This is a genomic window from Enterobacter sp. S-33, assembly GCF_028735835.1.
Taxonomy (GTDB): Bacteria; Pseudomonadota; Gammaproteobacteria; order Enterobacterales; family Enterobacteriaceae; genus Enterobacter; species Enterobacter vonholyi.
Genome location: NZ_CP117838.1, coordinates 3,269,296 through 3,293,331, shown reverse-complemented (window position 1 = coordinate 3,293,331; position 24,036 = coordinate 3,269,296). Strand labels below are relative to the sequence as shown.

Here is a 24,036-nt window from a genome sequence, read left to right as displayed (position 1 = left end):
CTCTCCCAGTGGGAGAGGGGCGGGGTGAGGGCCCCGGAACGCACCCTATTTAATCTTCTTCCCCTTCAGCAGTTTCCGCACCCACAATCGATTCGGATTCAGGCCCGCAAGCGTAATTCTGTCCAGCGGAATCGGCTCTCCGCTCATTTGCGCGGCTAAGACTTCGGCCAGCAGCGGCGCAGAACACAGCCCGCGAGAACCCAGCCCGCCGAGTATATACAGTTCCGGATAAACCGGAGCGCTCACCGCTTTATCCCGGTTATTAGCAAGGTCCTGATAAACCTCAAGCGTTGCCTGATAGTCCGGCACATTGCCCGCCATCGGCAGATGATCGCGGGTGGCGCAGCGCACGCCGCAGCGCGCGTCTCCGGCGCTGACGTCGACTTCTTTCGCCCACGCCGCATCCGGGAAGCAGTCAATCAGACGCTGGCGGTTCTGCGCCTGATCCACTTCGCTGTAGCGCATATCCGTTTCGCCACGATGATAGCTGGCCCCGATGCAGTGATGGCCGTTAGACGGATTTTGCGGCGTCAGATAGCCGTCATAGCACAGCACCTGGCGCAGTTTGCCGAGCTCAGGCGCGGTGGGAATATGGCTTACCTGGCCGCCAACAGGATAAACCGGCAACGACTCCGTCTGGGCAAACTGGCTGATGTGATGTCCGTTTGCCAGCACAACGCTGGCATGGCGTGCCTCTTTGCCATTAGCAAAACGCAGATCCCAGCATTCTGTCCGGCTCAGCGATTCAACCTTGTAGGCATACTGCACAGTCAGCCCGCGCGACTGCGCCAGGGTAATGACCGCCGCGGTCAGTTCAGCCGGGCACAGCCAGCCGCCGAGCGGATACTGAATGCCCCCACACCCGGTTTCCACGCCAGCGGTGTCTTCCACCTCTTGCGCACTTACCGCGCGGGCAATCTCTTCGGGCAGGCCCAGAGACAGCATCTGCGCGATCTTCTGCTGGCTCTTCTCATCCCAGCCGAGCTGCGTGACGCCGCACCAGTCATGGTCGAATGCCACCGGAAGCGCGTCATAAAGGCGACGAGCGAAGGTAAACGCTGCCGGGAAAAACTGGAACAGAGCCGGGTCGTGCGCGCTTAAAAGCGGATAGAGCGCCCCCTGACGGTTGCCGGACGCGCCGCTGGCGGGCGCGTCGTCAGCACAGTAGAGCGTGACCTGCCAGCCGCGCTGGAGAAGGGCGAGCGAGAGCAGGGCGCTGGCGATCCCGCCGCCAACGATTGCTACGTCGCGCGATGCGCTGGCGCGGCGCGCAAACCAGGGCGTCTGAGCGGGGATGTCCAGCGTCTGCTCCATCCTGCCAACCAGCATGTCGCGCTTGCGGCCAAAGCCTTTGGTCTTCTGCATGGTAAAGCCCGCCTCCTGCAGCCCACGGCGGACAAAGCCCGCCGAGGTGAAGGTGGCAAGGGTAGCCCCAGGGCGCGCCAGCCGCGCCATCGCGTTAAACAGATGCTGGCTCCACATGTCCGGGTTTTTGGCAGGGGCAAAACCGTCCAGGAACCACGCGTCGACCTTCTGATTCATCGAATCATCGAGCCTGTCGGTCAGGTCGTTGATGTCGCCGAGCCATAAGTCCAGCGTGACGCGTCCACCGTCCAGAATCAGACGGTGACAGCCGCCGATGTGGGCCGGCCACTGCGCCTGAAGCTGTTCTGCCCAGGGCGCAAGCTCCGGCCAGCGCTGGTGGGCAAGCCGCAGATCGTGCGCGGTGAGCGGGAATTTTTCGAAACTGATGAAATGTAATCTTTGTAGCGTAGCCTCGGGGTGAGCAGCGTGGAACTGGTTAAACGCCTGCCAGAGGGTTAAAAAATTCAGCCCGGTGCCGAATCCACTTTCCGCGACCACAAACAGGCTCCGCGGGTGCGCCGGGAAGCGGGTGCTGAGCTGGTTTCCGTCGAGGAAAACATAGCGAGTTTCTTCGAGTCCGTTATCATTAGAAAAATAGACGTCATCAAAATCTCGGGAAACAGGTGTACCCTCAGCGTTGAATTCGAGGTTGGCGGGTTGTATAGCGTTTTGTTTCACGTAAGTTACTCGTCTGACAGGCAGTGGCACGATCTTAACGATGTGAGTCCATCGGTGCAAATTTCCGCAGAAAATGTCTGATCGGACTTGTTCGGCGTACAAGTGTACGCTATTGTGCGACTCGAAACTTACTATAGTGCGACTTACAGAGGTATTGAATGAAACGTGCAGTGATTACTGGCCTGGGCATTGTTTCCAGCATCGGTAATAACCAGCAGGAAGTCCTGGCATCTCTGCGTGAAGGACGCTCCGGGATCACTTTCTCTGAAGAGTTTAAAGATTCAGGTATGCGTAGCCACGTATGGGGTAACGTCAAACTGGACACCACCGGTTTGATCGACCGCAAAGTGGTTCGTTTCATGAACGATGCCTCTATTTATGCTTATCTCTCCATGCAGGAAGCGATCAAAGATTCCGGCCTGAGCGAAGAGGTTTATCAGAACAACCCGCGCGTGGGTCTGATTGCCGGTTCCGGCGGCTCATCTAAAGCGCAGGTATTCGGTGCTGACGCAATGCGTAGCCCGCGTGGTCTGAAAGCGGTAGGTCCGTACGTGGTTACTAAAGCCATGGGTTCTGCGGTTTCCGCGTGCCTGGCGACCCCGTTCAAAATCCACGGTGTGAACTACTCCATCAGCTCCGCGTGTGCGACCTCCGCACACTGTATCGGTAACGCTGTTGAGCAGATCCAGCTGGGTAAACAGGACATCGTATTTGCTGGCGGCGGCGAAGAGCTGGGCTGGGAAATGGCCTGTGAATTCGACGCGATGGGCGCACTGTCCACCAAGTACAATGAAACCCCGGATAAAGCCTCCCGTACCTATGATGCGCACCGTGACGGTTTCGTTATCGCGGGCGGCGGCGGTATGGTTGTGGTTGAAGAGCTGGAGCATGCCCTGGCACGTGGCGCGCATATCTACGCTGAGATCGTGGGCTACGGTGCAACGTCTGACGGCGCCGACATGGTTGCGCCATCCGGCGAAGGCGCGGTGCGCTGCATGAAGATGGCGATGCACGGCGTTGACACCCCAATCGACTACCTGAACTCCCACGGTACCTCTACTCCGGTAGGCGACGTGAAAGAGCTGGGTGCGATCCGTGAAGTCTTCGGCGACAACAGCCCGGCGATCTCCGCGACTAAAGCCATGACCGGTCACTCTCTGGGTGCGGCTGGCGTGCAGGAAGCGATCTACTCTTTGCTGATGCTGGAAAACGGCTTTATCGCGCCAAGCATCAACATTGAAGAGATGGACGAGCAGGCTGCCGGCCTGAACATCGTGACCAAACCAACGGAAGCGACGCTGACTACCGTCATGTCAAACAGCTTCGGCTTCGGTGGTACCAACGCCACGCTGGTTATGCGTAAGCTGAAAGCATAAGTTTTAAGTTTGATTCCGAAAGGGAGCCATAAGGCTCCCTTTTTTATGCATTGACAAGCGGCTGATCTCACAGGCAAACTTTACCCCTCAACATTATCCTCACGATAATGCGTAAGCGTTTAACGTCAACCAACGCACCTTAATCCTGATAATCAGGTAGAGGGGGCGTGGCATTTTCCCGCCTTACTCTTCATTTCGGAGTAAAGCATGACTGCAGTAACTCAAACAGAAACAACCCCTTCAGCGAACGTCTCGCTGTTCCGTATCGCCTTTGCGGTATTCCTGACCTATATGACCGTTGGCCTGCCGCTGCCGGTGATCCCGCTTTTCGTTCATCAGGAACTGGGCTATGGCAACACCATGGTCGGCATTGCTGTGGGCATTCAGTTTTTAGCCACGGTATTAACCCGCGGTTACGCCGGACGTCTGGCGGATCAGCACGGTGCCAAGCGCTCGGCGCTGCAGGGCATGTTTGCCTGCGGGCTAGCGGGCGGCGCCTGGCTGCTGGCGGCTCTACTGCCGGTCGATGCTGCGTATAAATTTGCGCTGCTTGTACTGGGCCGTTTAATTCTTGGCTTCGGTGAAAGCCAGCTGCTGACCGGCACCCTGACCTGGGGAATGGGGCTGGTGGGGCCTGCTCGTTCCGGTAAGGTGATGTCCTGGAACGGTATGGCCATCTATGGCGCGCTGGCTGCCGGTGCGCCGCTTGGGCTGCTTATCAATAGCCAGTTTGGATTTGCGGCATTGGCCGCAACCACCATGGTTTTACCTCTGCTGGCGTGGGCGTTTAACGGCTCGGTGCGTAAGGTGCCCGCGCACAAAGGCGAGCGACCTTCCCTGTGGAGCGTGGTAGGCCAAATCTGGCAGCCGGGTCTTGGCCTGGCGCTGCAGGGCGTGGGTTTTGCGGTGATTGGGACGTTCGTTTCGCTCTATTTTATGAGCCGTGGCTGGGCGATGGCCGGTTTTACGCTCACCGCTTTTGGCGGCGCGTTTGTGCTAATGCGCGTCTTCTTCGGCTGGATGCCGGATCGCTTTGGCGGCGTGAAGGTGGCGGTGGCGTCGCTGGTGATTGAGACCATCGGTCTGCTGCTGCTGTGGAATGCTCCCGTGGCTTCCGTTGCGTTGCTTGGTGCGGCGCTGACCGGCTGCGGCTGTTCACTGATCTTCCCGGCGCTGGGTGTTGAAGTGGTGAAGCGCGTGGCCCCGCAGGTGCGCGGTACGGCGCTGGGCGGCTATGCGGCGTTTCAGGATATCTCATACGGGGTAACCGGACCGCTGGCCGGGGTGTTAGCCACCTCGTTTGGCTATCCGTCCGTCTTCCTGGCAGGTGCGGTTTCCGCGGTGGTTGGGATTGTGGTGACGCTGGTGGCGTTTCGCAGGACTTGAGCCGTTGTAGGCCCGGTAAGCGCAGCGCCACCGGGCCAAACCTCAGACAACCAGCCAGAAAATCGCCAGTGCAATCAGTAGCGCAATAAACATCAACCCCGGACGCGCGGAGAGCGTTCGGAAGGTTTCCACGACCGGCGCAAACAGCGGGCTGTAGATCGGCTGAATGTTTCTTACCTCCGGCACGCCGCCTTCACGCTCTGCGCGGCGAACGAAGATCTGGTTGAGCAGATCCTGCACCTGCGCGGTGGTCAGTACCGTCTGCGGCGTGGCCTGCCAGTTTTGCTGGGCGTAATCCCGAATCACCTCGAACTCGTGCGGCTCAAGCGGCTGTTTCAGCGCGGCCTGGACGGTATGCAGGGTAGGGGCGCTCTGGGTGCTGAGCGTCTGGCGCGCCTGAAGCCAGGTCACCAGATGAGTAAACTGTTTGGCCGGGATTAACTCACCCGCCTTCACGCCGGACAGCTCCAGCATGGATTGCCAGATAAGCTTCGTCGGCTCGCCGGTGGCCGCTGCCAGCTTCGTCACCATCTGCTTGAGCGTATTGTGCTCCGCGGGCAGCAGCGGACGCTCGGTCGCCGGGCGCACCTGTGGCTGCGGAATAGACAGCTCGTTATTCTGCAGCAGGGTCAGCACGGTTTTGAGCTGGTCGGGCGTCAGCTGGCCCAGCGCGGTCTGACCATACTGCTGGCGAATAAAATCACTTACCGCCTGGCGGTTATTTCCCTGACCCAGCAGCTCCGTCAGCTGAGAAACAATCTGGCGGGTGGTGTGGTTCTGCTGCGCGGTCGTAATACGCTGGTTCAGATTTTGTTCGGCCGCCGGGAAATGGCGCGACTGCAGCGGTGCGTCGTTTCTCACGCCTAAATCATGCTTTACCCCGGCCCAGACTTCCGCGTTCTGCTGCGAAGTCAGCGCAATCAGGCGCGTGATCAGTCGCTCCAGCACGGTGCGCTGTTGCGTGGATAGCGGTTGTTCACCGGCAACGTTTGGCGTGACCGGGCCTTCACCCGGAGGGCGTGGCGGCGTACCTGAAATGGGCTGCATCGTCAAAAATCCTTAAAGTCAAAACTCAGCGTAAACCTGGCAGACGTATATGCCTGGCGGCCAGATTATGGCACACTTGGCAGGTTTTCTTCCTCTCAAACAGGTACTCAGACGTGAAAATCCTCGTTGATGAAAATATGCCTTACGCCCGTGAGCTATTTAGCCGCCTGGGTAACGTAAAGGCTGTTCCTGGTCGCCCGATCCCGGTCAACGAACTGGACGATGCCGACGCCCTGATGGTGCGCTCGGTGACCAAAGTAAATGAGGCGTTGCTCGCCGGTAAGGCGATTAAGTTCGTTGGGACCGCAACGGCAGGGACCGATCATGTGGATGATAAATGGCTGAAGCAGGCCGGAATCGGTTTTTCCGCCGCACCGGGCTGCAACGCCATTGCCGTCGTGGAATACGTTTTCTCCTCTCTGCTGATGCTGGCCGAGCGCGACGGTTTTGCGCTGAAAGACCGCACCGTGGGGATTGTCGGCGTGGGTAACGTCGGCGGGCGCCTGCAAAAGCGCCTGGAAGCGTTAGGGATCCGCACTCTGCTGTGCGATCCGCCGCGCAAAGACAACGGCGAGGACGGGGATTTCCGCTCGCTGGACGAGCTGGTTGAACAGTGTGACGTGCTGACGTTCCACACGCCGCTGTTTAAAGAGGGTCCGTATAAGTCGCTGCATCTTGCCGATGAGGCGCTCATTCGCCGTCTGAAGGCTGGCACTATTCTGATAAATGCCTGTCGTGGTCCGGTAGTCGATAACGCCGCGTTGCTGACGTGTCTGAACGAAGGACAAGATCTCAGCGTGGTGCTGGACGTCTGGGAGCCGGAGCCGGACCTCAACGTTGAGCTGCTTAACAAGGTGGACGTGGGCACCGCGCATATCGCCGGTTATACCCTCGAAGGGAAAGCCCGCGGCACGACGCAGGTCTTCGAGGCCTATAGCGCCTTTATCGGCCATCCGCAGCAGGTGGCGCTGGATACCTTACTCCCCGCACCTGAATTTGGCCGCATTACTCTCCACGGCCCGCTCGATCAGGCAACGCTGAAAAGGCTGGTGCATTTGGTGTATGATGTGCGCCGCGATGATGCGCTGCTGCGTAAAGTGGCGGGGATCCCGGGCGAGTTTGATAAGCTGCGCAAGAACTACGTTGAGCGCCGCGAGTGGTCTTCCCTGTATGTGATGTGCGACGACGCCCCGGCGGCGACGCTGCTGCACAAGCTGGGGTTTAACGCCGTTCATCACCCGGCGCATTAATGTCTTCTTAATGCTCCCTGTCGGATACTCCGACAGGGACGCTTTTTTATTTCTGGAGTAAACCACCATGTCTGAAGGCTGGAACATTGCCATTTTAGGTGCCACGGGTGCCGTGGGCGAAGCCCTGCTCGAAACGCTTGCTGAGCGTCAGTTCCCGGTGGGCGATATCTATGCGCTGGCGCGAACGGATAGCGCGGGTGAGCATCTGCGTTTTAACAGTAAGTCCGTCATGGTTCAGGATGCGGCGGCGTTCGACTGGACGCAGGCGCAGCTGGCGTTTTTCGCTGCAGGTGCTGAAGCCACTGCGGCGTACGTTGAAGAGGCGACCAACGCAGGCTGCCTGGTGATTGACCTGAGCGGCCTGTTCTCCATGGAGCCGGATGTGCCGCTGGTGGTGCCGGACGTGAACCCGTTTGTGCTGGCTGACTACCGCAACCGTAACGTCATTGCGGTGCCGAACAGCCTGACCAGCCAGCTGCTGACTGCACTGAAACCGCTGATCGACGACGGCGGCCTGTCGCGCATTACCGTCACCAGCCTGCTGTCGGCGTCCGCAAACGGCAAAAAGGCCGTTGACGCGCTGGCCGGGCAGAGCGCGAAGCTGCTGAACGGCATTCCGATTGATGAAGATGATTTCTTTGGCCGCCAGCTGGCGTTCAACATGCTGCCGCTATTGCCGGATCGCGAGGGCTCCGTGCGCGAAGAGCGCCGTATCGTCGATGAGGTGCGTAAAATTCTGCAGGACGATGGCCTGATGATCTCCGCAAGCGTCGTGCAGTCCCCGGTCTTCTACGGTCACGCGCAGATGGTCGGCTTTGAAGCGCTGCGTCCCCTGGCGGCAGAAGAGGCGCGCGATGCGTTTGGCCGCGGGGAAGACATCGTCCTCTCCGAAGAGAGCGAGTTCCCGACGCAGGTGGGCGATGCCACCGGCAGCGCGCATCTTTCCGTTGGCTGCGTGCGTAACGACTACGGTATGCCGGAGCAGGTCCAGTTCTGGTCCGTTGCCGACAACGTTCGCTTCGGCGGCGCGCTGATGGCGGTCAAGATCGCTGAAAAACTGGTGCAGGAGTACCTGTACTGATGTCAGACGTGGAACAAAAGCCGGTTCATAAAATTGCCCTCGGTATTGAGTACGATGGCAGTAAATATTATGGCTGGCAGCGTCAGAATGAGGTGCGCAGCGTTCAGGAGAAGCTGGAGAAAGCGCTCTCTCAGGTGGCAAACGAGCCGATTAACGTCCTGTGCGCAGGCCGTACGGATGCCGGCGTTCACGGCACGGGGCAGGTGGTTCACTTTGAAACCACCGCCGTGCGTAAGGATGCCGCCTGGACGCTGGGTGTAAATGCGAATTTGCCTGGTGACATTGCGGTGCGCTGGGTGAAAGCTGTGCCGGATGATTTTCACGCGCGCTTCAGCGCCACGGCGCGCCGTTACCGCTACGTCATCTACAATCAGCGTCTGCGTCCGGCTGTGTTAAGCCAGGGCGTGACGCATTTTTATGAACCGCTCGACGCAGAACGTATGCATCGCGCGGCGCAGTGTCTGATCGGTGAAAATGACTTTACCTCGTTTCGTGCGGTGCAGTGTCAATCCCGTACGCCGTGGCGCAACGTCATGCACATCAACGTCAGCCGTTTTGGCGCGTATGTGGTGGTGGATATCAAAGCCAATGCCTTTGTACATCATATGGTTCGGAATATTGTGGGCAGCCTGATGGAAGTAGGTGCCGGACACCAGCCGGAGAGCTGGATTGCAGACCTGCTGGCAGCGAAGGACAGAACGCTTGCGGCAGCAACGGCGAAAGCGGAAGGATTGTATCTGGTCTCAGTAGACTATCCGGAACGATTTGACCTGCCGAAACCGCCAATGGGCCCGCTGTTTTTAGCGGACTAAACAAAGGTGCAATAAGGGCTTAGACAATATGGACGTAATACGTTTTCTGATTGATTTCATTCTGCATATTGATGTTCACCTGGCGGAGCTGGTCGCGCAGTACGGCGTCTGGGTTTACGCCATTCTGTTCCTCATTCTGTTTTGTGAAACCGGTCTGGTCGTTACCCCATTCCTGCCAGGGGATTCACTGCTGTTCGTTGCCGGGGCGTTATCGGCGTTACCCACCAATGACCTGAACGTGCATCTTATGGTTGTGCTGATGGTAATTGCCGCCATTGTCGGTGATGCGGTCAACTATACGATTGGTCGCGTATTCGGTGAGCGGCTTTTCAGCAATCCGGATTCGAAAATTTTCCGTCGCAGCTATTTAGATAAAACCCATGCGTTTTATGAACGCCATGGCGGTAAAACCATTATCCTTGCGCGTTTTGTGCCTATTGTGCGCACATTTGCACCGTTTGTGGCGGGAATGGGACATATGTCCTATCGTCATTTTGCCATGTATAACGTCGTGGGGGCGCTGCTGTGGGTACTGCTGTTTACCTACGCAGGCTACCTGTTTGGCGATCTCCCTGTGGTTCAGGAAAACCTTAAGTTACTGATTGTAGCGATAATTGTGCTTTCCGTACTGCCTGGCGTTATCGAAATTATTCGTCACAAACGTGCGGCGGCAAAACAAGCGAAGTAAATGCACGCTGGCGGTTCGACCACTTTTTTATCCAAAGTTTCGGGCTGTTATGTTTTAATGTGCAACATTCATGGTCTGTTGGAGGCAAAAATGGCATTATTCGCCTCTTATAGCAAAACTGGCATACGACCAGGTTCAGGCAGAAAGGTTATCAATGAGCTGGATTGAACGAATTAAAAGCAACATTACCCCAACGCGCAAAGCGAGCATTCCTGAAGGGGTATGGACGAAGTGTGATAGCTGCGGTCAGGTTCTGTATCGCGCAGAGCTGGAACGCAACCTTGAGGTGTGTCCGAAGTGTGACCACCATATGCGTATGTCGGCGCGCAACCGCCTGCATAGCCTGCTGGACGAAGGTTCTCTGGTAGAACTGGGCAGCGAGCTTGAGCCAAAAGACGTGCTGAAGTTCCGCGATTCCAAGAAATATAAAGATCGTCTGGCCTCCGCACAGAAAGAGACCGGCGAGAAAGACGCGCTGGTCGTCATGAAAGGCACCCTGCATGGGATGCCGGTTGTTGCCGCTGCGTTTGAGTTCTCCTTTATGGGCGGCTCAATGGGTTCCGTGGTCGGTGCGCGCTTCGTGCGTGCCGTTGAGCAGGCGCTGGAAGACAACTGTCCGCTGATCTGTTTCTCTGCCTCCGGCGGAGCACGTATGCAGGAAGCGCTGATGTCCCTGATGCAGATGGCTAAAACCTCTGCAGCGCTGGCAAAGATGCAGGAGCGCGGTCTGCCGTACATCTCCGTGCTTACCGACCCAACCATGGGCGGCGTCTCCGCGAGCTTCGCGATGCTGGGCGACCTGAACGTCGCTGAGCCAAAAGCGCTGATCGGCTTTGCGGGTCCTCGCGTTATCGAGCAGACCGTTCGTGAAAAACTGCCGCCGGGCTTCCAGCGCAGTGAGTTCCTCATCGAGAAAGGCGCCATCGACATGATCGTCCGCCGTCCGGAAATGCGCCTGAAGCTGGCGAGCATCCTGGCGAAGCTGATGAATCTGCCAGCGCCAAACCCGGATGAGCCGCGCGAAGGCGTGGTGGTACCGGATCAGGAACCCGAGGCCTGATAACTGAAAAGGGCAGGGCCGGTTGGCGCTGCCCTTTTGCTTTCTAATCTGTTAATGACAACCGGGCATTATGGAAAATAAAAGCATTCCCCAAGCCACGTCGCCCCTGGCCGCGTGGCTTTCTTATCTGGAAAACCTGCACAGTAAAACCATCGATATGGGGCTTGAACGGGTGAGCCAGGTTGCCACGCGTCTAGATGTGCTCAAACCGGCACCTTTCGTGTTCACCGTCGCAGGGACCAACGGTAAAGGCACGACCTGCCGCACGCTGGAGTCCGTCCTGATGGCGGCCGGTTACAGGGTAGGCGTTTATAGCTCTCCACACCTGGTCCGCTACACCGAGCGGGTTCGCGTGCAAAATCGCGAACTGCCGGAATCCGCGCATACGGCGTCGTTCGCGGAAATTGAAGCCGCGCGCGGTGAGATCTCATTAACCTATTTTGAATACGGCACCCTGTCGGCCCTGTGGCTGTTTAAACAGGCGCAGCTGGATGTGGTGATCCTTGAGGTTGGCCTCGGCGGGCGTCTTGATGCAACCAATATCGTGGATGCAGATGTGGCGGTGGTCACCAGCATCGCGCTGGATCATATCGACTGGCTGGGTCCGGATCGTGAAAGCATTGGCCGCGAGAAGGCCGGTATTTTCCGGGCAAATAAACCCGCCGTGGTCGGCGAGCCGGATATGCCGCACACTATTGCTGACGTAGCAAACGAGAAGGGCGCGCGTCTGCTGCGCCGCGGCGTTGACTGGCAGTATGAGGTTCAGAACAACGGCTGGCGCTTTAGCGACGCGCAGGGGGCACTGGATAACTTGCCGTTGCCGCAGGTTCCGCAGCCGAACGCGGCCACCGCGCTGGCGGCGCTGCGCGCCAGCGGATTGGTGGTGAGCGAGCAGGCAATCCGCAACGGCATTCAGAGCGCAATTCTGCCCGGGCGTTTCCAGATTGTCAGCGAGTCACCGCGCCTGATTCTGGACGTGGCGCATAACCCGCATGCGGCGGCGTATCTCGCGGGACGTCTCAAATCGTTACCAAAAACCGGGCGCGTGCTGGCGGTTATCGGTATGCTTCATGATAAAGATATCGGCGGGACGCTGGCCTGCATGGAGAGTGTGGTCGATAGCTGGTATTGTGCTCCTCTGGAAGGGCCGCGCGGCGCGACGGCCGAGCAGTTGATGGAACATCTCGGCAAAGGCGCAATCTACAGTAGCGTGGCTCAGGCCTGGCATGCCGCGATGGCGGATGCTAAACCAGAAGATACCGTGCTGGTGTGTGGTTCATTCCACACGGTGGCACATGTCATGGAAGTGATGGACGCGGGGAGAACCGGTGGCGAGTAAGTTTCAGAACCGTTTAACAGGAACCATTGTGCTGGTCGCGCTCGGGGTGATTATTCTTCCCGGGCTGCTCGACGGGCAGAAAAAGCATTATCAGGATGAGTTTGCCGCTATTCCGCTGGTGCCTAAACCGGGTGACCGCGATGAGCCGGATATGCTGCCCGCGGCGACGCAGGCGCTGCCTGCTCAGCCACCGGAAGGCGCGGCGGAAGAGGTGCGCGCGGGCGATGCCGCAGCACCGTCGCTCGATCCGTCTCGCCTGGCGGCAGCGAGCAGCAGCGATATCGATCCGGTGCCGGTAGAGCAGCCTAAACCGGTTGAAAAACCGAAGCCGGTTGAGAAGCCGCAGCCGAAACCGCAGCGCGATAAAACGGCAGAACAGCTCGCCGCGGCGTCAGAAACCCCACCGCCAGCAAAACCGGCGCAGCAGGACGCTGCTGCCCCAACGGGTAAAGCCTACGTGGTGCAGCTCGGTGCGCTGAAAAACGCCGACAAAGTCAACGAGGTCGTGAGCAAACTGAGAAGTGCGGGATACCGTGTTTACACTTCACCTTCCACGCCGGTGCAGGGTAAAATTACTCGTATCCTCGTGGGGCCAGAAGCGTCTAAAGACAAACTGAAAGGGTCGCTGGGTGAGCTGAAGCAGATCTCCGGCCTGAGCGGTGTGGTGATGGGCTACAGCGCAAACTAAGTACGACCTGCTCCTTTAAGAGAGAGGCGATAAGCCACGGCGTTGAACATTTTTTCAGCGCCTTTTTTATTTACGCGCGGGAAGGAAATCCCTACGCAAACGTTTTCTTTTTCTGTTAGAATTCGCCCCGAACTGGATGACAGGGCGTTAAATCGTGGGACACATATGGTCTGGATTGATTACGCCATCATAGCGGTGATTGGTTTTTCCTGTCTGGTTAGCCTGATCCGTGGCTTTGTTCGTGAAGCGTTATCGCTGGTGACTTGGGGTTGTGCTTTCTTTGTCGCCAGTCATTACTACACTTACCTGTCTGTCTGGTTCACGGGCTTTGAAGATGAACTGGTCCGAAACGGAATTGCCATCGCGGTGCTGTTTATCGCAACGCTGATTGTCGGCGCTATCGTGAATTACGTGATAGGTCAGCTGGTCGAGAAAACCGGTCTGTCAGGAACGGACAGGGTGCTCGGGATCTGTTTCGGAGCGTTGCGAGGCGTGCTGATTGTGGCCGCGATCCTGTTCTTCCTGGATACCTTCACCGGGTTCTCCAAAAGCGAAGACTGGCAGAAATCGCAGCTCATTCCAGAGTTCAGCTTCATCATCAGATGGTTCTTTGACTATCTGCAAAGCTCGTCGAGTTTTTTGCCCAGGGCATAAACCCTGAGATGTGGCTTAACGAGGAAAAGACGAATGTGCGGTATTGTCGGTATCGCCGGTTTCATGCCGGTAAACCAGTCGATTTATGACGCGTTAACGGTGCTTCAGCACCGTGGGCAGGATGCTGCGGGTATCATCACCATTGATGCAAACAACTGCTTCCGTTTACGCAAGGCGAATGGCCTGGTAAACGATGTGTTTGAAGCCCGCCATATGCAGCGTCTGCAAGGTAATATGGGGATCGGTCACGTTCGTTATCCTACTGCTGGCAGTTCCAGCGCCTCTGAGGCACAGCCTTTCTACGTCAACTCACCGTATGGCATCACCCTTGCTCATAACGGCAACCTGACCAACGCGCATGAGCTGCGTAAAAAGCTGTTCGAAGAGAAACGTCGCCACATTAACACCACCTCTGATTCTGAAATCCTGCTCAACGTGTTCGCCAGCGAGCTGGATAACTTCCGTCACTATCCGCTGGAAGCAGACAACATCTTTGCTGCCATTGCCGCGACAAACCGCCAGATCCGCGGCGCGTACGCCTGCGTGGCGATGATCATCGGTCACGGCATGGTAGCTTTCCGCGATCCTAACGGCATTCGTCCGCTGGTGCTCGGCAAGCGCGACCTTGGCGATGGCCGTACTGAATATATGGTTGCCTCTGAAAGCGTGGCGCTGGATACCCTGGGCTTCGAATTCCTGCGCGACGTTGCGCCGGGAGAAGCGGTCTACATCACCGAGAAGGGTCAGCTGTTTACCCGCCAGTGTGCCGATAACCCGGTCAGCAACCCGTGCCTGTTTGAATACGTTTACTTTGCCCGTCCGGATTCCTTCATCGACAAGATTTCCGTCTACAGCGCGCGCGTCAACATGGGCACCAAGCTGGGCGAGAAGATTGCCCGTGAGTGGGACGATCTTGACATCGACGTGGTTATTCCTATCCCGGAAACTTCCTGCGATATCGCGCTGGAGATCGCCCGCATTCTGGACAAGCCATACCGTCAGGGCTTCGTGAAGAACCGCTACGTTGGCCGCACGTTTATCATGCCGGGGCAGCATCTGCGCCGTAAGTCCGTGCGCCGCAAGCTGAACGCCAACCGCGCGGAGTTCCGCGACAAGAACGTTCTGCTGGTGGATGACTCCATCGTTCGCGGCACCACCTCTGAGCAGATTATCGAGATGGCGCGCGAAGCGGGTGCGAAGAAAGTCTACCTGGCCTCTGCTGCGCCGGAGATTCGCTTCCCGAACGTGTACGGTATTGATATGCCAACCGCCAACGAGCTGATCGCTCACGGTCGTGAAGTGGATGAAATTCGTCAGATCATCGGTGCCGACGGCCTGATTTTCCAGGATCTGAACGATCTCATCGACGCGGTGCGTGCCGAGAATCCGGAAATTCAGCAGTTTGAATGCTCCGTGTTTAACGGTATTTACGTGACCAAAGACGTTGACCAGCAGTACCTCGACTATCTTGATTCACTGCGCAACGACGACGCCAAAGCCGTCCAGCTGCAGAACGATCTCGAAAGCTTAGAGATGCACAACGAAGGTTGATGCTCCGGCAGGTGAGGGCGAATGCCCTCACTTGCAACTCCCCGCAAAATCCTGCACAGTCTGCCCTGAAATCAGTAAGGGCGAAAATCATGAAACGACTCATTGTTGGGCTCAGCGGCGCCAGCGGCGCGATTTACGGCGTACGTTTGTTACAGGTTCTGCGTAGCGTGGCGGACGTCGAAACCCATCTGGTGATGAGCCAGGCGGCGCGGCAGACCCTCTCTCTGGAAACCGATCTCTCCCTGCGCGATGTTCAGGCGCTGGCGGATGTCGTTCACGATGCCCGTGATATCGCTGCCAGCATCTCCTCAGGCTCGTTTAAAACGGCCGGCATGGTTATCCTGCCCTGTTCAATTAAAACGCTCTCCGGCATTGTGAACAGCTATACGGACACCCTGGTGACGCGCGCGGCGGATGTGGTGCTGAAGGAGCGGCGTCCCCTGGTGCTGTGCGTGCGGGAAACGCCGCTGCACCTGGGCCATCTGCGCTTAATGACGCAGGCTGCGGAGCTGGGGGCTGTCATCATGCCGCCGGTACCCGCGTTCTATCATCGCCCGACCTCGCTGGATGACGTGATTAATCAGACCGTTAACCGCGTGCTGGATCAGTTTGACATCGACCTGCCCGACGATCTCTTCACCCGCTGGCAGGGAGCCTGAATCTGTGCACAAAACAGGTGCATGAAAAGACAAGTTGCCCTGTTTCAGGGCAATTATGCAACGGCGATCATATCCTCGACATTTAATTCGTTTTTTCCCTTTTTCTCTTTCCGGTTCGTTCGGCAGACCTGCTATCTTTCACCATTAAGGCAATATCGCAACGTTTTATTAACATATTTAACGTCGAAGTTTTGACCAGACGGCAATGTGGCATAAGACCTGCAAGATGAAGCCTGCAACACAACACAACACAACACAACACACAACACACAACACAATACATAATAAAATCACGGTACTTGAGGGTAAATGTATGAAGAAGACGGTTCTGGCTCTGTCTTTGCTCGTGGGGTTAAGTGCGGCAGCAGGTAGCTACGCAGCGCTTCCACAGACGGTTCGTATCGGTACAGACGCAACCTACGCGCCATTCTCTTCCAAGGATGCGAAAGGTGATTTCGTAGGGTTTGATATCGATCTGGGTAATGAAATGTGCAAGCGCATTGCGGTGAAATGCACATGGGTGGGCAGCGACTTTGACGCGTTAATCCCGTCGCTGAAAGCCAAGAAAATTGACGCCATTATCTCTTCTCTCTCCATCACCGAAAAACGTCAGCAGGAGATTGCCTTCTCTGACAAGCTCTACGCCGCGGATTCTCGCCTGATTGCGCCGAAAGGCTCCCCGATTAAGCCCACCATCGACTCTCTGAAGGGCAAACACGTCGGCGTGCTTCAGGGCTCGACGCAGGAAGGCTATGCCAATGCTAACTGGCGTGAGAAGGGCGTAGACGTGGTGGCTTACCAGAACCAGGATCTGATTTACTCTGACCTGGCGGCAGGCCGTCTGGATGCTGCATTCCAGGATGAAGTCGCCGCGAGCGAAGGCTTCCTGAAGCAGCCTGCGGGCAAAGAATTCGCGTTTGCTGGCCCGTCTGTAAAAGACAAAAAGTACTTTGGTGACGGCACCGGTATTGGCCTGCGTAAGGATGATACCGAGCTGAAAGCCGCCTTCGACAAAGCCTTTGCAGAGCTGCGTAAAGACGGTACTTACGACAAACTGGCGAAGAAATACTTCGACTTCAACGTATACGGTGAATAACACCTGGCGGTAACGCACCGGAGAGGTGCGTTGCGGGAGCGGTTGACCCAATACAGTGCGTTAAATGCACTGTATTGGATCGCTTTGTGCATACTTACGCATTTATAATGCAAAAATTCCCGCCTGAAGGGCATTAGTCTTTGCCTGGCAGAGGGGATTAATGGCACATTAGCACCACCCCGTCGTCGTAAAAATCCCGTATGAAGACAGTTTGTTGAGGATAAATATGAAAAAACTCGTGTTGTCACTATCTCTGGTACTGGCCTTTTCCAGCGCCACCGCGGTATTCGCAGCCATTCCGCAGAAAATCCGAATTGGTACCGATCCAACCTATGCGCCGTTCGAATCGAAGAATTCAAAGGGTGAACTGGTCGGTTTTGACATCGATCTGGCCAACGAGCTGTGCAAACGCATCAAAGCACAGTGTACCTACGTTGAGAACCCGCTGGATGCGCTGATCCCGTCCCTGAAAGCGAAAAAAATCGACGTAATCATGTCCTCGCTCTCCATCACCGAAAAACGCCAGCAGGAGATTGCCTTCACCGACAAACTCTATGCGGCCGATTCACGTCTGGTGGTAGCTAAAGCTTCTGACATTCAGCCAACGCTGGAGTCGCTAAAAGGCAAACGCGTCGGCGTGCTGCAGGGCACCACGCAGGAAACCTACGGCAACGAACACTGGGCGCCGAAGGGGATTGAAATCGTCTCCTATCAGGGCCAGGAAAATATCTACGCTGACCTGACGGCAGGCCGAATTGATGCGGCATTCCAGGACGAAGTCGCGGCAAGCGAAGGCTTCCTGAAAACGCCGGTGGGTAAAGATTACAAGTTTGGCGGCCCGTCCATTAAGGACGTGAAGTTGTTTGGTGTGGGCACCGGTATGGGCCTGCGCAAAGAAGACAACGAGCTGCGTGAGGCGCTGAACAAAGCGTTCGCTGAAATGCGTGCTGACGGTACCTACGACAAGCTGGCGAAAAAGTACTTTGATTTTAATGTTTACGGCGGCTAATCGCCCCGTCAAATAACGTGCGGCCCCTCCCGCTGCGGGAGGGGAAAAGACACGGTTCCACCACTCACGATACGACAGGGCTCGCGGTATGCTGTACGGATTTTCTGGCGTTATTTTACAGGGCGCGCTTGTCACCCTTGAGCTGGCTATCAGCTCCGTGGTGCTGGCGGTGCTGATAGGTCTGGCAGGCGCAGGGGCGAAGCTTTCGGCTAACAAACCGCTGGCGCTGATTTTTGAAGGCTACACCACGCTTATTCGCGGCGTTCCCGATCTGGTGCTGATGCTGCTTATCTTTTACGGTCTGCAGATTGCGCTGAACAGCGTAACGGACGCGATGGGCATGGGACAAATTGATATCGACCCGATGGTGGCCGGTATTATTACCCTCGGTTTTATCTACGGCGCCTACTTCACCGAAACCTTCCGCGGCGCCTACATGGCCGTGCCGAAAGGCCACATTGAGGCGGCAACCGCATTTGGTTTTACCTCTTCACAAACGTTTCGTCGGATTATGTTCCCGGCCATGATGCGCTATGCGCTCCCGGGCATCGGCAACAACTGGCAGGTTATCCTTAAAGCCACGGCGCTGGTCTCGCTGCTCGGTCTGGAAGACGTCGTGAAAGCGACTCAGCTGGCGGGCAAGAGCACCTGGGAGCCGTTCTACTTTGCGGTGGTCTGCGGCGTGATCTATCTGGTCTTTACGACCGTCTCCAATGGTGTGCTGCTTCTTCTCGAGCGTCGCTACTCCGTGGGTGTGAAGAGGGCTGACCTGTGATTGAGATTATTCAGGAATACTGGAAATCGCTGCTGTGGACAGATGGCTACCGCTTTACCGGCGTGGCGATTACCCTCTGGCTGCTGATCTCCTCCGTGGTGATGGGCGGTATTCTGGCGGTGTTTCTCGCCATTGGCCGCGTGTCGAACAATAAATTCATCCAGTTCCCGATCTGGCTGTTCACCTACGTATTTCGCGGTACGCCGCTGTACGTGCAGCTGCTGGTGTTCTATTCGGGGATGTATACGCTTGAGATCGTAAAAGGCACTGAGATGCTGAATGCGTTCTTCCGCAGCGGTCTGAACTGTACGGTGCTGGCGTTGACGCTCAACACCTGCGCCTACACCACCGAGATTTTCGCGGGGGCGATTCGTTCGGTTCCATACGGTGAGATAGAAGCTGCGCGGGCCTACGGTTTCTCGTCGGTCAAACTCTATCGCTGCATCATTCTGCCGTCGGCCCTGCGTATTGCGTTACCGGCGTACAGTAACGAAGTGATTTTGATGCTGCACTCCACCGCGCTCGCCTTTACCGCGACGGTGCCGGATCTGCTCAAAATCGCGCGCGATATTAACTCCGCGACCTATCAGCCGTTTACCGCGTTTGGCATTGCGGCGGTGCTCTATTTAATTATCTCTTATGTTCTGATTAGCCTGTTCCGTAAGGCTGAAAAACGCTGGTTGCAGCATATAAAACCTTCTTCGACGCACTGAGAAAGATGATGGCTGAGAACAAATTAAACGTTATTGATTTGCACAAACGCTACGGCGAACATGAAGTGCTGAAAGGGGTGTCGCTGCAGGCAAATGCTGGCGACGTAATCAGTATCATCGGCTCATCCGGCTCGGGGAAAAGTACCTTCTTGCGCTGCATTAACTTCCTCGAAAAACCGAGCGAAGGCTCGATTGTGGTGAGCGGGCAGAATATTAACCTGGTGCGTGACAAAGACGGCCAGCTGAAGGTTGCGGATAAAAATCAGCTACGCCTGCTGCGTACCCGCCTGACGATGGTGTTCCAGCACTTCAACCTCTGGAGCCACATGACGGTGCTGGAGAACGTGATGGAAGCGCCGGTTCAGGTGCTGGGCCTGAGCAAGCATGAAGCTCGCGAGCGCGCGGTGAAATACCTGGCGAAAGTGGGCATCGACGAGCGCCAGCAGATGAAATACCCGGTGCATCTCTCCGGCGGTCAGCAGCAGCGTGTCTCCATCGCACGCGCGCTGGCGATGGAACCCGAGGTGCTGCTGTTCGACGAACCGACCTCCGCGCTGGACCCCGAACTCGTTGGCGAAGTGCTGCGCATCATGCAGAAGCTGGCCGAAGAGGGCAAAACGATGGTGGTGGTGACGCACGAGATGGGCTTCGCCCGTAACGTCTCGAACCATGTTATCTTCCTGCATCAGGGGAAAATTGAAGAGCAGGGGCACCCGGACGAAGTGCTGGCGAACCCGCAAAGCCCGCGTTTGCAACAGTTCCTGAAGGGGTCGTTGAAGTAGATTTTGTCTTTCCCCCTCTCCCTATGGGGGAGGGGCGAGGTGAGGGCATCAGGCCGCACCGCACTCCAACCTGTACACCCAGTCGTCATAGCGCACGCCGTCAATCTCATACGCCTTTTCCAGCACCTGCGTACGCACGAACCCGACTTTCTCCAGCACCCGCACCGACCCGCCGTTGTCCGCCAGGACATACGCGTTAATCGCTTTCACGCCGGTCTGGTTGAACGCATAATCACACACCGCGCGCAGCGCTTCGCTGGCGATACCTTTGCCCTGCGCGGCAGGCACAACCGTATAGCCGATATCCGCCTCTTCACGATTCTCTGCGCTGATTTGCAGGCCGATATCGCCCAGCGGCGTATCATCATCCCGCGCGCGAATAACAAACACATGAGCAGCAGCGAGTCGCGCGGCAAACACGCGTCGGGTCTCTTTTTCCGGGGCGATGGCGGCCATGTAGCGCATGATACTGCGATCTTCTCGTAGCGAGCGGAAGAAGGCCCAGTCAGTGGGTTCGAAAGGGGTGAGGTAAAGCCGGGGTGTGGTGATGGTTGCCATTGTTACGCCATATCTTCGGAACACGGCCTGTCACTGTACCATATTCACCGCACCACATCCCCCAGCGCCTCTTCTAATTCATACCAGCGGAACGCAAACCCGGCCGCTTCCAGCCGTTTGGGCAGTGCCCGCTGCCCGCCTAATACCAGAACAGACGCTTCACCCATCATCAGGCGAATAACCGTCGCAGGCACGCGCAAAATTGCCGGACGGTGCAGGGCATGCCCCAGCGCGTGGGCAAACTGTTCATTGCGCACCGGATACGGCGCAACCATATTGAACGGCCCGCGCAGATCGTTATCCAGCAGCCAGAGAATCCCGTTGACCATATCGTCGATATGGATCCAGGCCAGGTACTGACGACCATTACCGATGGGGCCACCGAGTCCGAGCCGGAAAGGGGGAAGCATCTTCGCCAGAATGCCGCCTTTCGGCGCGAGAACGACACCGGTCCGCAGCAGGCAGACGCGGGTCCGATCGCTCTGCGCCGCGCAGGCGATACGCTCCCACTGGGCGCAGAGCTTATGGGTAAACTCGTTATGGGGCGGCTCTTCCTCGGTTACAACCACCTCGCCAAGATCGCCGTAATAGCCCACTGCGGAACCCGAAATCAGCACTGAAGGTGGCGTGTGGCTATTGCGGATCAGCTCGACCAGCTTTTCGGTAATATTCCACCGGCTGCTGCACAACAGCTGTTTTTGCTCTTCCGTCCAGCGCTTATCGGCGATGGGTTCACCCGCGAGGTTAATGACGGCGTCGAAGCCGTCCAGATTTTGCTGCTCGGCCAGATTTTTCCAGATATCAACACCTGCCCCCAGCACCTGGCGCGCTTTCTCCGGGCTGCGCGTGACCACGGTAATGTCGTGATGCAAGGCCTGCAGACGCGCAATGAGGTGACGACCAATCAGGCCTGTACCGCCGGTCAGCAAAATCTTCATACAACCTCCAGGTTTACGCCTGGCGCCGCCAGCTTAACGTCATGGAGACGGAATCGGCGTAGCGCAGGGCGTGAAGTTTATCGATCTCAACTTCAGCATAAGTGACCCAGTGATGTTCGCGTGCGATATCGAGCACATCCTGAGTTAATTTTTCCAGCAGAGAGAAGCGGTTATTCTCAACGTACTGAATGATGTTCTTGGTGATTGTGCGGTAGTTCAGCGCGTCGTTGATGTCTTCGCTGGCCCGCGCTTTGTCTGCGGGGTAGTGAATTACCACGTTAATGACAATATCCTGACGGTTGGCGATCTCTTCCTCTTTGATGCCGATGAAGGTACGCAGGCGTAAATTTTTTATGCGAATAATAGCGTCTGGCTGTGACATTGCAGGTCTTCTCCGTGTCAGTATTTCCTGCCCATAATACATGAGAGCTTCACAGGCACCCAGCCTCATACCGGGTTAAATTTGCTGGATTTTTTGCATCGCCCGCTCGGTCGCCGGGCGGGTCCGGATGCGCTCAAACCAGTTGTTCACCGCCGGGTAAGCGGCCAGGTCAATGCGATGTTTTTCATGCGTATTCACCCACGGCCAGCAGGCGATATCGGCAATACTGTAATGATCGCCCCCGAGCCACGGCGTTTTCTTCAGCCGACGGTTCAGAACGTCATAGAGCCGTTGAGTCTCAACCTGATAGCGTTCTATCGCGTAAGGAATAGGCTGCGGGGCGTAAGCGGTAAAATGATGATTTTGTCCCAGCATGGGGCCCAGCCCGCTTGCCTGCCAGAAAAGCCATTGCAGGGTATGGTGACGCTCGCGCAGTTCGCCGCTCAGCAGCTTGCCGGTTTTCTCCGCCAGATAGAGCAAAATTTCACCGGATTCAAACAGGCTCAATGGTCTGCCCCCGTCCGCCGGCTGGTTATCAATAATGGCCGGGATTTTATTATTCGGCGAAATAGCCAGAAAGAGAGGGCTGAACTGTTCGCCTTTGCTGATATCCACACGAATGATCCTGTAATCCAGCTCGGCTTCTTCAAGAAAGAGGGTGATCTTATGGCCGTTTGGGGTAGGGGCGTAATAAAGGTCGATCATTCTCAACTCCTGTCCATGCGAATAGTGGTGCCATGACAAATGAGTATAGGTGGTTGTTGTAAATCGTGAGTTTTCATCAAGTGACAGCGAGGCAAAGAGATTATATGTTGAGTAAAAACCGATCAGTCTATGAGGATGTTATGAACCAGCCCGTCATCACGTTGTGGTCCGATGCGAACTTTTATTCTCCCTATGTCATGAGCGTATACGTTGCGCTGGCCGAAAAAGGGCTCACCTTTACGCTGAAGACCGTTGATCTCGACGGCGGTGAACATCTCAAACCACAGTGGCAGGGTTACGACCTGACCCGACGCGTGCCGGTACTGGAAATTGATGGTTTTGCCCTGAGCGAATCGTCGGCGATCGATGAGTATCTGGAAGATCGGTTCGCCCCCCCGGAGTGGGAACGTATCTATCCTCACGACCTGCAAAAACGCGCGCGGGCGCGGCAGATCCAGGCGTGGCTGCGTAGCGATCTGGTGCCAATTCGCGTGGAACGCTCAACGGACGTCGTGTTCGCCGGGGTGAGAAAGCCAGCGCTCAGCGCTGAAGGTCGTGAAAGCGCGCAAAAACTCATTGAAACCGCCACCTCGCTGCTTGCCCATGGCAACCCGAATCTTTTTGGCGAGTGGTGCATTGCCGACGCCGATCTGGCGTTGATGCTAAACCGCCTGATCCTCAACGGTGATGAGGTGCCGCAGCTGCTGGTGGATTATGCTGCGTTTCAGTGGCAGCGTGCCTCCGTGCAGCGCTATGTGGCACTCTCGGCTAAGCGCGCGGGCTGATAAGCCCGGACGCTTAAGGTATGATGGGGGCAGTCTGTTTTACCGAGGAGTGACTGATGAAACTGATGTTTGCGTCGGATATCCATGGATCGCTGCCCGCAACCGAGCGTGTCCTTTCCCTGTTTGCACAAAGCGGTGCGCAGTGGCTGATTTTTTTGGGCGACGTGCTGAATCACGGCCCGCGCAACGCGCTGCCGGAGGGCTATGCCCCTGCGCAGGTCGCGGAAAAACTCAACCGGTTCGCCTCGCGCATCATTGCCGTTCGCGGCAACTGCGACAGCGAAGTGGACCAGATGCTGCTGCATTTTCCCATTACCGCGCCGTGGCAGCAGGTGCTGCTCGAACAACACCGCCTGTTCCTGACCCACGGACATCTTTTCAGCCCGGATAATCTCCCGGCGCTCGCGGCTGGCGATGTCCTGGTTTACGGTCATACTCATATTCCGGTTGCGGAAAAACGCGGTGAGATTTATCACTTTAATCCGGGCTCGGTTAGCCTCCCAAAAGGCGGATATCCTGCGAGCTACGGCATGCTGGAAGGAAATACCCTGAGCGTTATCGCACTTAATGATCAGCAAGTTATTGCGCAGGTAGCGATTAATCCGTAAGTTACACCTCAACTGCAAACGCGCCGAAAGAGCGCTTAGAAGAGAAGGTTT

Annotated in this window: 25 protein-coding genes; 19 read left to right on the top strand and 6 right to left on the bottom strand. The window is 56.8% G+C overall.

From position 1 onward, the window contains the following. Window positions 1-45: 45 nt before the first annotated feature. Window positions 46-2,043 (bottom strand): bifunctional tRNA (5-methylaminomethyl-2-thiouridine)(34)-methyltransferase MnmD/FAD-dependent 5-carboxymethylaminomethyl-2-thiouridine(34) oxidoreductase MnmC, encoded by a 1,998-nt coding sequence (mnmC, locus tag PUP35_RS15540; RefSeq protein ID WP_274240448.1) that lies wholly within the window; start codon window positions 2,041-2,043, stop codon window positions 46-48. 158 nt (window positions 2,044-2,201) lie between these two features. On the opposite strand from mnmC, the gene fabB reads away from it, so the two are divergent. After that, window positions 2,202-3,419 carry a beta-ketoacyl-ACP synthase I gene (gene fabB, locus PUP35_RS15535; protein WP_014832795.1) on the top strand — a complete coding sequence of 406 codons (1,218 nt, stop codon included), beginning with the start codon at window positions 2,202-2,204 and terminating at the stop codon, window positions 3,417-3,419. 207 nt (window positions 3,420-3,626) lie between these two features. Then, entirely contained in the window at window positions 3,627-4,805 is a 1,179-nt protein-coding gene (locus PUP35_RS15530; RefSeq protein WP_032659215.1) for an MFS transporter, read from the top strand. 42 nt (window positions 4,806-4,847) lie between these two features. Here PUP35_RS15530 and flk read toward each other — a convergent pair whose 3' ends face one another. Then, window positions 4,848-5,852, bottom strand: a complete 1,005-nt coding sequence (gene flk / locus PUP35_RS15525; protein ID WP_045402671.1) for a flagella biosynthesis regulator Flk — start codon at window positions 5,850-5,852, stop codon at window positions 4,848-4,850. A 113-nt stretch (window positions 5,853-5,965) separates the two neighbouring features. Between flk and pdxB the strand changes: the two genes are divergently transcribed. The 15 genes from pdxB (at window position 5,966) to hisP (ending at window position 20,009) form a co-directional block, all read left to right on the top strand. Then, window positions 5,966-7,102: a 4-phosphoerythronate dehydrogenase PdxB gene (gene pdxB / locus PUP35_RS15520; RefSeq protein ID WP_111965253.1), complete on the top strand. Its 1,137-nt coding sequence runs from the start codon at window positions 5,966-5,968 to the stop codon at window positions 7,100-7,102. Window positions 7,103-7,169: 67 nt separating this feature from the next. Then, window positions 7,170-8,183, top strand: a complete 1,014-nt coding sequence (locus tag PUP35_RS15515; protein ID WP_032646629.1) for an aspartate-semialdehyde dehydrogenase — start codon at window positions 7,170-7,172, stop codon at window positions 8,181-8,183. Next, window positions 8,183-8,995 carry a tRNA pseudouridine(38-40) synthase TruA gene (gene truA / locus PUP35_RS15510; protein WP_115875908.1) on the top strand — a complete coding sequence of 271 codons (813 nt, stop codon included), beginning with the start codon at window positions 8,183-8,185 and terminating at the stop codon, window positions 8,993-8,995. Before PUP35_RS15515 ends, truA begins: the two co-directional genes overlap by 1 nt. A 28-nt stretch (window positions 8,996-9,023) precedes the next feature. Then, window positions 9,024-9,683 carry a DedA family protein gene (locus tag PUP35_RS15505; RefSeq protein ID WP_008502599.1) on the top strand — a complete coding sequence of 220 codons (660 nt, stop codon included), beginning with the start codon at window positions 9,024-9,026 and terminating at the stop codon, window positions 9,681-9,683. Window positions 9,684-9,837: 154 nt separating this feature from the next. Then, window positions 9,838-10,743: an acetyl-CoA carboxylase, carboxyltransferase subunit beta gene (gene accD, locus PUP35_RS15500; protein ID WP_111965256.1), complete on the top strand. Its 906-nt coding sequence runs from the start codon at window positions 9,838-9,840 to the stop codon at window positions 10,741-10,743. Between the two features lie 70 nt (window positions 10,744-10,813). Then, window positions 10,814-12,082 (top strand): bifunctional tetrahydrofolate synthase/dihydrofolate synthase, encoded by a 1,269-nt coding sequence (gene folC, locus PUP35_RS15495; RefSeq protein WP_274240441.1) that lies wholly within the window; start codon window positions 10,814-10,816, stop codon window positions 12,080-12,082. Continuing rightward, window positions 12,072-12,770 carry a cell division protein DedD gene (gene dedD, locus PUP35_RS15490; protein ID WP_111965258.1) on the top strand — a complete coding sequence of 233 codons (699 nt, stop codon included), beginning with the start codon at window positions 12,072-12,074 and terminating at the stop codon, window positions 12,768-12,770. Before folC ends, dedD begins: the two co-directional genes overlap by 11 nt. Window positions 12,771-12,935: 165 nt before the next feature. Continuing rightward, entirely contained in the window at window positions 12,936-13,424 is a 489-nt protein-coding gene (gene cvpA, locus PUP35_RS15485; protein WP_000262116.1) for a colicin V production protein, read from the top strand. Between the two features lie 33 nt (window positions 13,425-13,457). Then, window positions 13,458-14,975 carry an amidophosphoribosyltransferase gene (gene purF / locus PUP35_RS15480; protein ID WP_021241570.1) on the top strand — a complete coding sequence of 506 codons (1,518 nt, stop codon included), beginning with the start codon at window positions 13,458-13,460 and terminating at the stop codon, window positions 14,973-14,975. Window positions 14,976-15,064: 89 nt separating this feature from the next. Continuing rightward, window positions 15,065-15,634, top strand: a complete 570-nt coding sequence (locus PUP35_RS15475; protein WP_274240434.1) for a UbiX family flavin prenyltransferase — start codon at window positions 15,065-15,067, stop codon at window positions 15,632-15,634. 313 nt (window positions 15,635-15,947) lie between these two features. Next, window positions 15,948-16,730: a lysine/arginine/ornithine ABC transporter substrate-binding protein ArgT gene (gene argT / locus PUP35_RS15470; RefSeq protein ID WP_023616063.1), complete on the top strand. Its 783-nt coding sequence runs from the start codon at window positions 15,948-15,950 to the stop codon at window positions 16,728-16,730. 226 nt (window positions 16,731-16,956) lie between these two features. Then, entirely contained in the window at window positions 16,957-17,739 is a 783-nt protein-coding gene (hisJ, locus tag PUP35_RS15465; protein WP_126303491.1) for a histidine ABC transporter substrate-binding protein HisJ, read from the top strand. Window positions 17,740-17,827: 88 nt separating this feature from the next. After that, a complete protein-coding gene (locus PUP35_RS15460) occupies window positions 17,828-18,514 on the top strand; it encodes a histidine ABC transporter permease HisQ (protein WP_014832782.1) in 687 nt (228 codons plus the stop codon). Then, complete coding sequence (locus PUP35_RS15455; RefSeq protein ID WP_008502590.1) at window positions 18,511-19,227, top strand: ABC transporter permease; 717 nt, start codon at window positions 18,511-18,513, stop codon at window positions 19,225-19,227. Before PUP35_RS15460 ends, PUP35_RS15455 begins: the two co-directional genes overlap by 4 nt. An 8-nt stretch (window positions 19,228-19,235) precedes the next feature. Further along, window positions 19,236-20,009 carry a histidine ABC transporter ATP-binding protein HisP gene (gene hisP / locus PUP35_RS15450; RefSeq protein WP_014832781.1) on the top strand — a complete coding sequence of 258 codons (774 nt, stop codon included), beginning with the start codon at window positions 19,236-19,238 and terminating at the stop codon, window positions 20,007-20,009. 48 nt (window positions 20,010-20,057) lie between these two features. On the opposite strand, the gene PUP35_RS15445 is transcribed toward hisP, so the two are convergent. The 4 genes from PUP35_RS15445 to yfcG form a co-directional block, all read right to left on the bottom strand. Then, window positions 20,058-20,567 carry a GNAT family N-acetyltransferase gene (locus PUP35_RS15445; RefSeq protein ID WP_271368567.1) on the bottom strand — a complete coding sequence of 170 codons (510 nt, stop codon included), beginning with the start codon at window positions 20,565-20,567 and terminating at the stop codon, window positions 20,058-20,060. 44 nt (window positions 20,568-20,611) lie between these two features. After that, window positions 20,612-21,505, bottom strand: coding sequence for a TIGR01777 family oxidoreductase (locus PUP35_RS15440; protein WP_047652574.1), 894 nt, complete (start codon window positions 21,503-21,505; stop codon window positions 20,612-20,614). A 13-nt stretch (window positions 21,506-21,518) separates the two neighbouring features. Beyond that, window positions 21,519-21,887 (bottom strand): dihydroneopterin triphosphate 2'-epimerase, encoded by a 369-nt coding sequence (gene folX, locus PUP35_RS15435; RefSeq protein WP_023312555.1) that lies wholly within the window; start codon window positions 21,885-21,887, stop codon window positions 21,519-21,521. A gap of 75 nt (window positions 21,888-21,962) precedes the next feature. Further along, window positions 21,963-22,592, bottom strand: a complete 630-nt coding sequence (gene yfcG / locus PUP35_RS15430; protein ID WP_023312554.1) for a GSH-dependent disulfide bond oxidoreductase — start codon at window positions 22,590-22,592, stop codon at window positions 21,963-21,965. 140 nt (window positions 22,593-22,732) lie between these two features. Between yfcG and yfcF the strand changes: the two genes are divergently transcribed. Then, on the top strand, window positions 22,733-23,377 hold the full coding sequence (gene yfcF / locus PUP35_RS15425; RefSeq protein WP_115875904.1) for a glutathione transferase: 645 nt from the start codon (window positions 22,733-22,735) through the stop codon (window positions 23,375-23,377). Between the two features lie 56 nt (window positions 23,378-23,433). Beyond that, a complete protein-coding gene (gene yfcE / locus PUP35_RS15420) occupies window positions 23,434-23,985 on the top strand; it encodes a phosphodiesterase (protein WP_147301716.1) in 552 nt (183 codons plus the stop codon). Window positions 23,986-24,036 lie beyond the last annotated feature (51 nt).

Coding starts and splice junctions, on each gene's coding strand:
- PUP35_RS15445 (WP_271368567.1), bottom strand. CDS start 20,567: ATGGCAACCATCACCACACCCCGGCTTTACCTCACCCCTTTCGAACCC.
- cvpA (WP_000262116.1), top strand. CDS start 12,936: ATGGTCTGGATTGATTACGCCATCATAGCGGTGATTGGTTTTTCCTGT.
- PUP35_RS15460 (WP_014832782.1), top strand. CDS start 17,828: ATGCTGTACGGATTTTCTGGCGTTATTTTACAGGGCGCGCTTGTCACC.
- yfcF (WP_115875904.1), top strand. CDS start 22,733: ATGAACCAGCCCGTCATCACGTTGTGGTCCGATGCGAACTTTTATTCT.
- folC (WP_274240441.1), top strand. CDS start 10,814: ATGGAAAATAAAAGCATTCCCCAAGCCACGTCGCCCCTGGCCGCGTGG.
- fabB (WP_014832795.1), top strand. CDS start 2,202: ATGAAACGTGCAGTGATTACTGGCCTGGGCATTGTTTCCAGCATCGGT.
- yfcE (WP_147301716.1), top strand. CDS start 23,434: ATGAAACTGATGTTTGCGTCGGATATCCATGGATCGCTGCCCGCAACC.
- hisP (WP_014832781.1), top strand. CDS start 19,236: ATGGCTGAGAACAAATTAAACGTTATTGATTTGCACAAACGCTACGGC.
- folX (WP_023312555.1), bottom strand. CDS start 21,887: ATGTCACAGCCAGACGCTATTATTCGCATAAAAAATTTACGCCTGCGT.
- hisJ (WP_126303491.1), top strand. CDS start 16,957: ATGAAAAAACTCGTGTTGTCACTATCTCTGGTACTGGCCTTTTCCAGC.
- PUP35_RS15475 (WP_274240434.1), top strand. CDS start 15,065: ATGAAACGACTCATTGTTGGGCTCAGCGGCGCCAGCGGCGCGATTTAC.
- yfcG (WP_023312554.1), bottom strand. CDS start 22,592: ATGATCGACCTTTATTACGCCCCTACCCCAAACGGCCATAAGATCACC.
- PUP35_RS15515 (WP_032646629.1), top strand. CDS start 7,170: ATGTCTGAAGGCTGGAACATTGCCATTTTAGGTGCCACGGGTGCCGTG.
- truA (WP_115875908.1), top strand. CDS start 8,183: ATGTCAGACGTGGAACAAAAGCCGGTTCATAAAATTGCCCTCGGTATT.
- PUP35_RS15530 (WP_032659215.1), top strand. CDS start 3,627: ATGACTGCAGTAACTCAAACAGAAACAACCCCTTCAGCGAACGTCTCG.
- purF (WP_021241570.1), top strand. CDS start 13,458: ATGTGCGGTATTGTCGGTATCGCCGGTTTCATGCCGGTAAACCAGTCG.
- accD (WP_111965256.1), top strand. CDS start 9,838: ATGAGCTGGATTGAACGAATTAAAAGCAACATTACCCCAACGCGCAAA.
- flk (WP_045402671.1), bottom strand. CDS start 5,852: ATGCAGCCCATTTCAGGTACGCCGCCACGCCCTCCGGGTGAAGGCCCG.
- argT (WP_023616063.1), top strand. CDS start 15,948: ATGAAGAAGACGGTTCTGGCTCTGTCTTTGCTCGTGGGGTTAAGTGCG.
- PUP35_RS15440 (WP_047652574.1), bottom strand. CDS start 21,505: ATGAAGATTTTGCTGACCGGCGGTACAGGCCTGATTGGTCGTCACCTC.
- PUP35_RS15505 (WP_008502599.1), top strand. CDS start 9,024: ATGGACGTAATACGTTTTCTGATTGATTTCATTCTGCATATTGATGTT.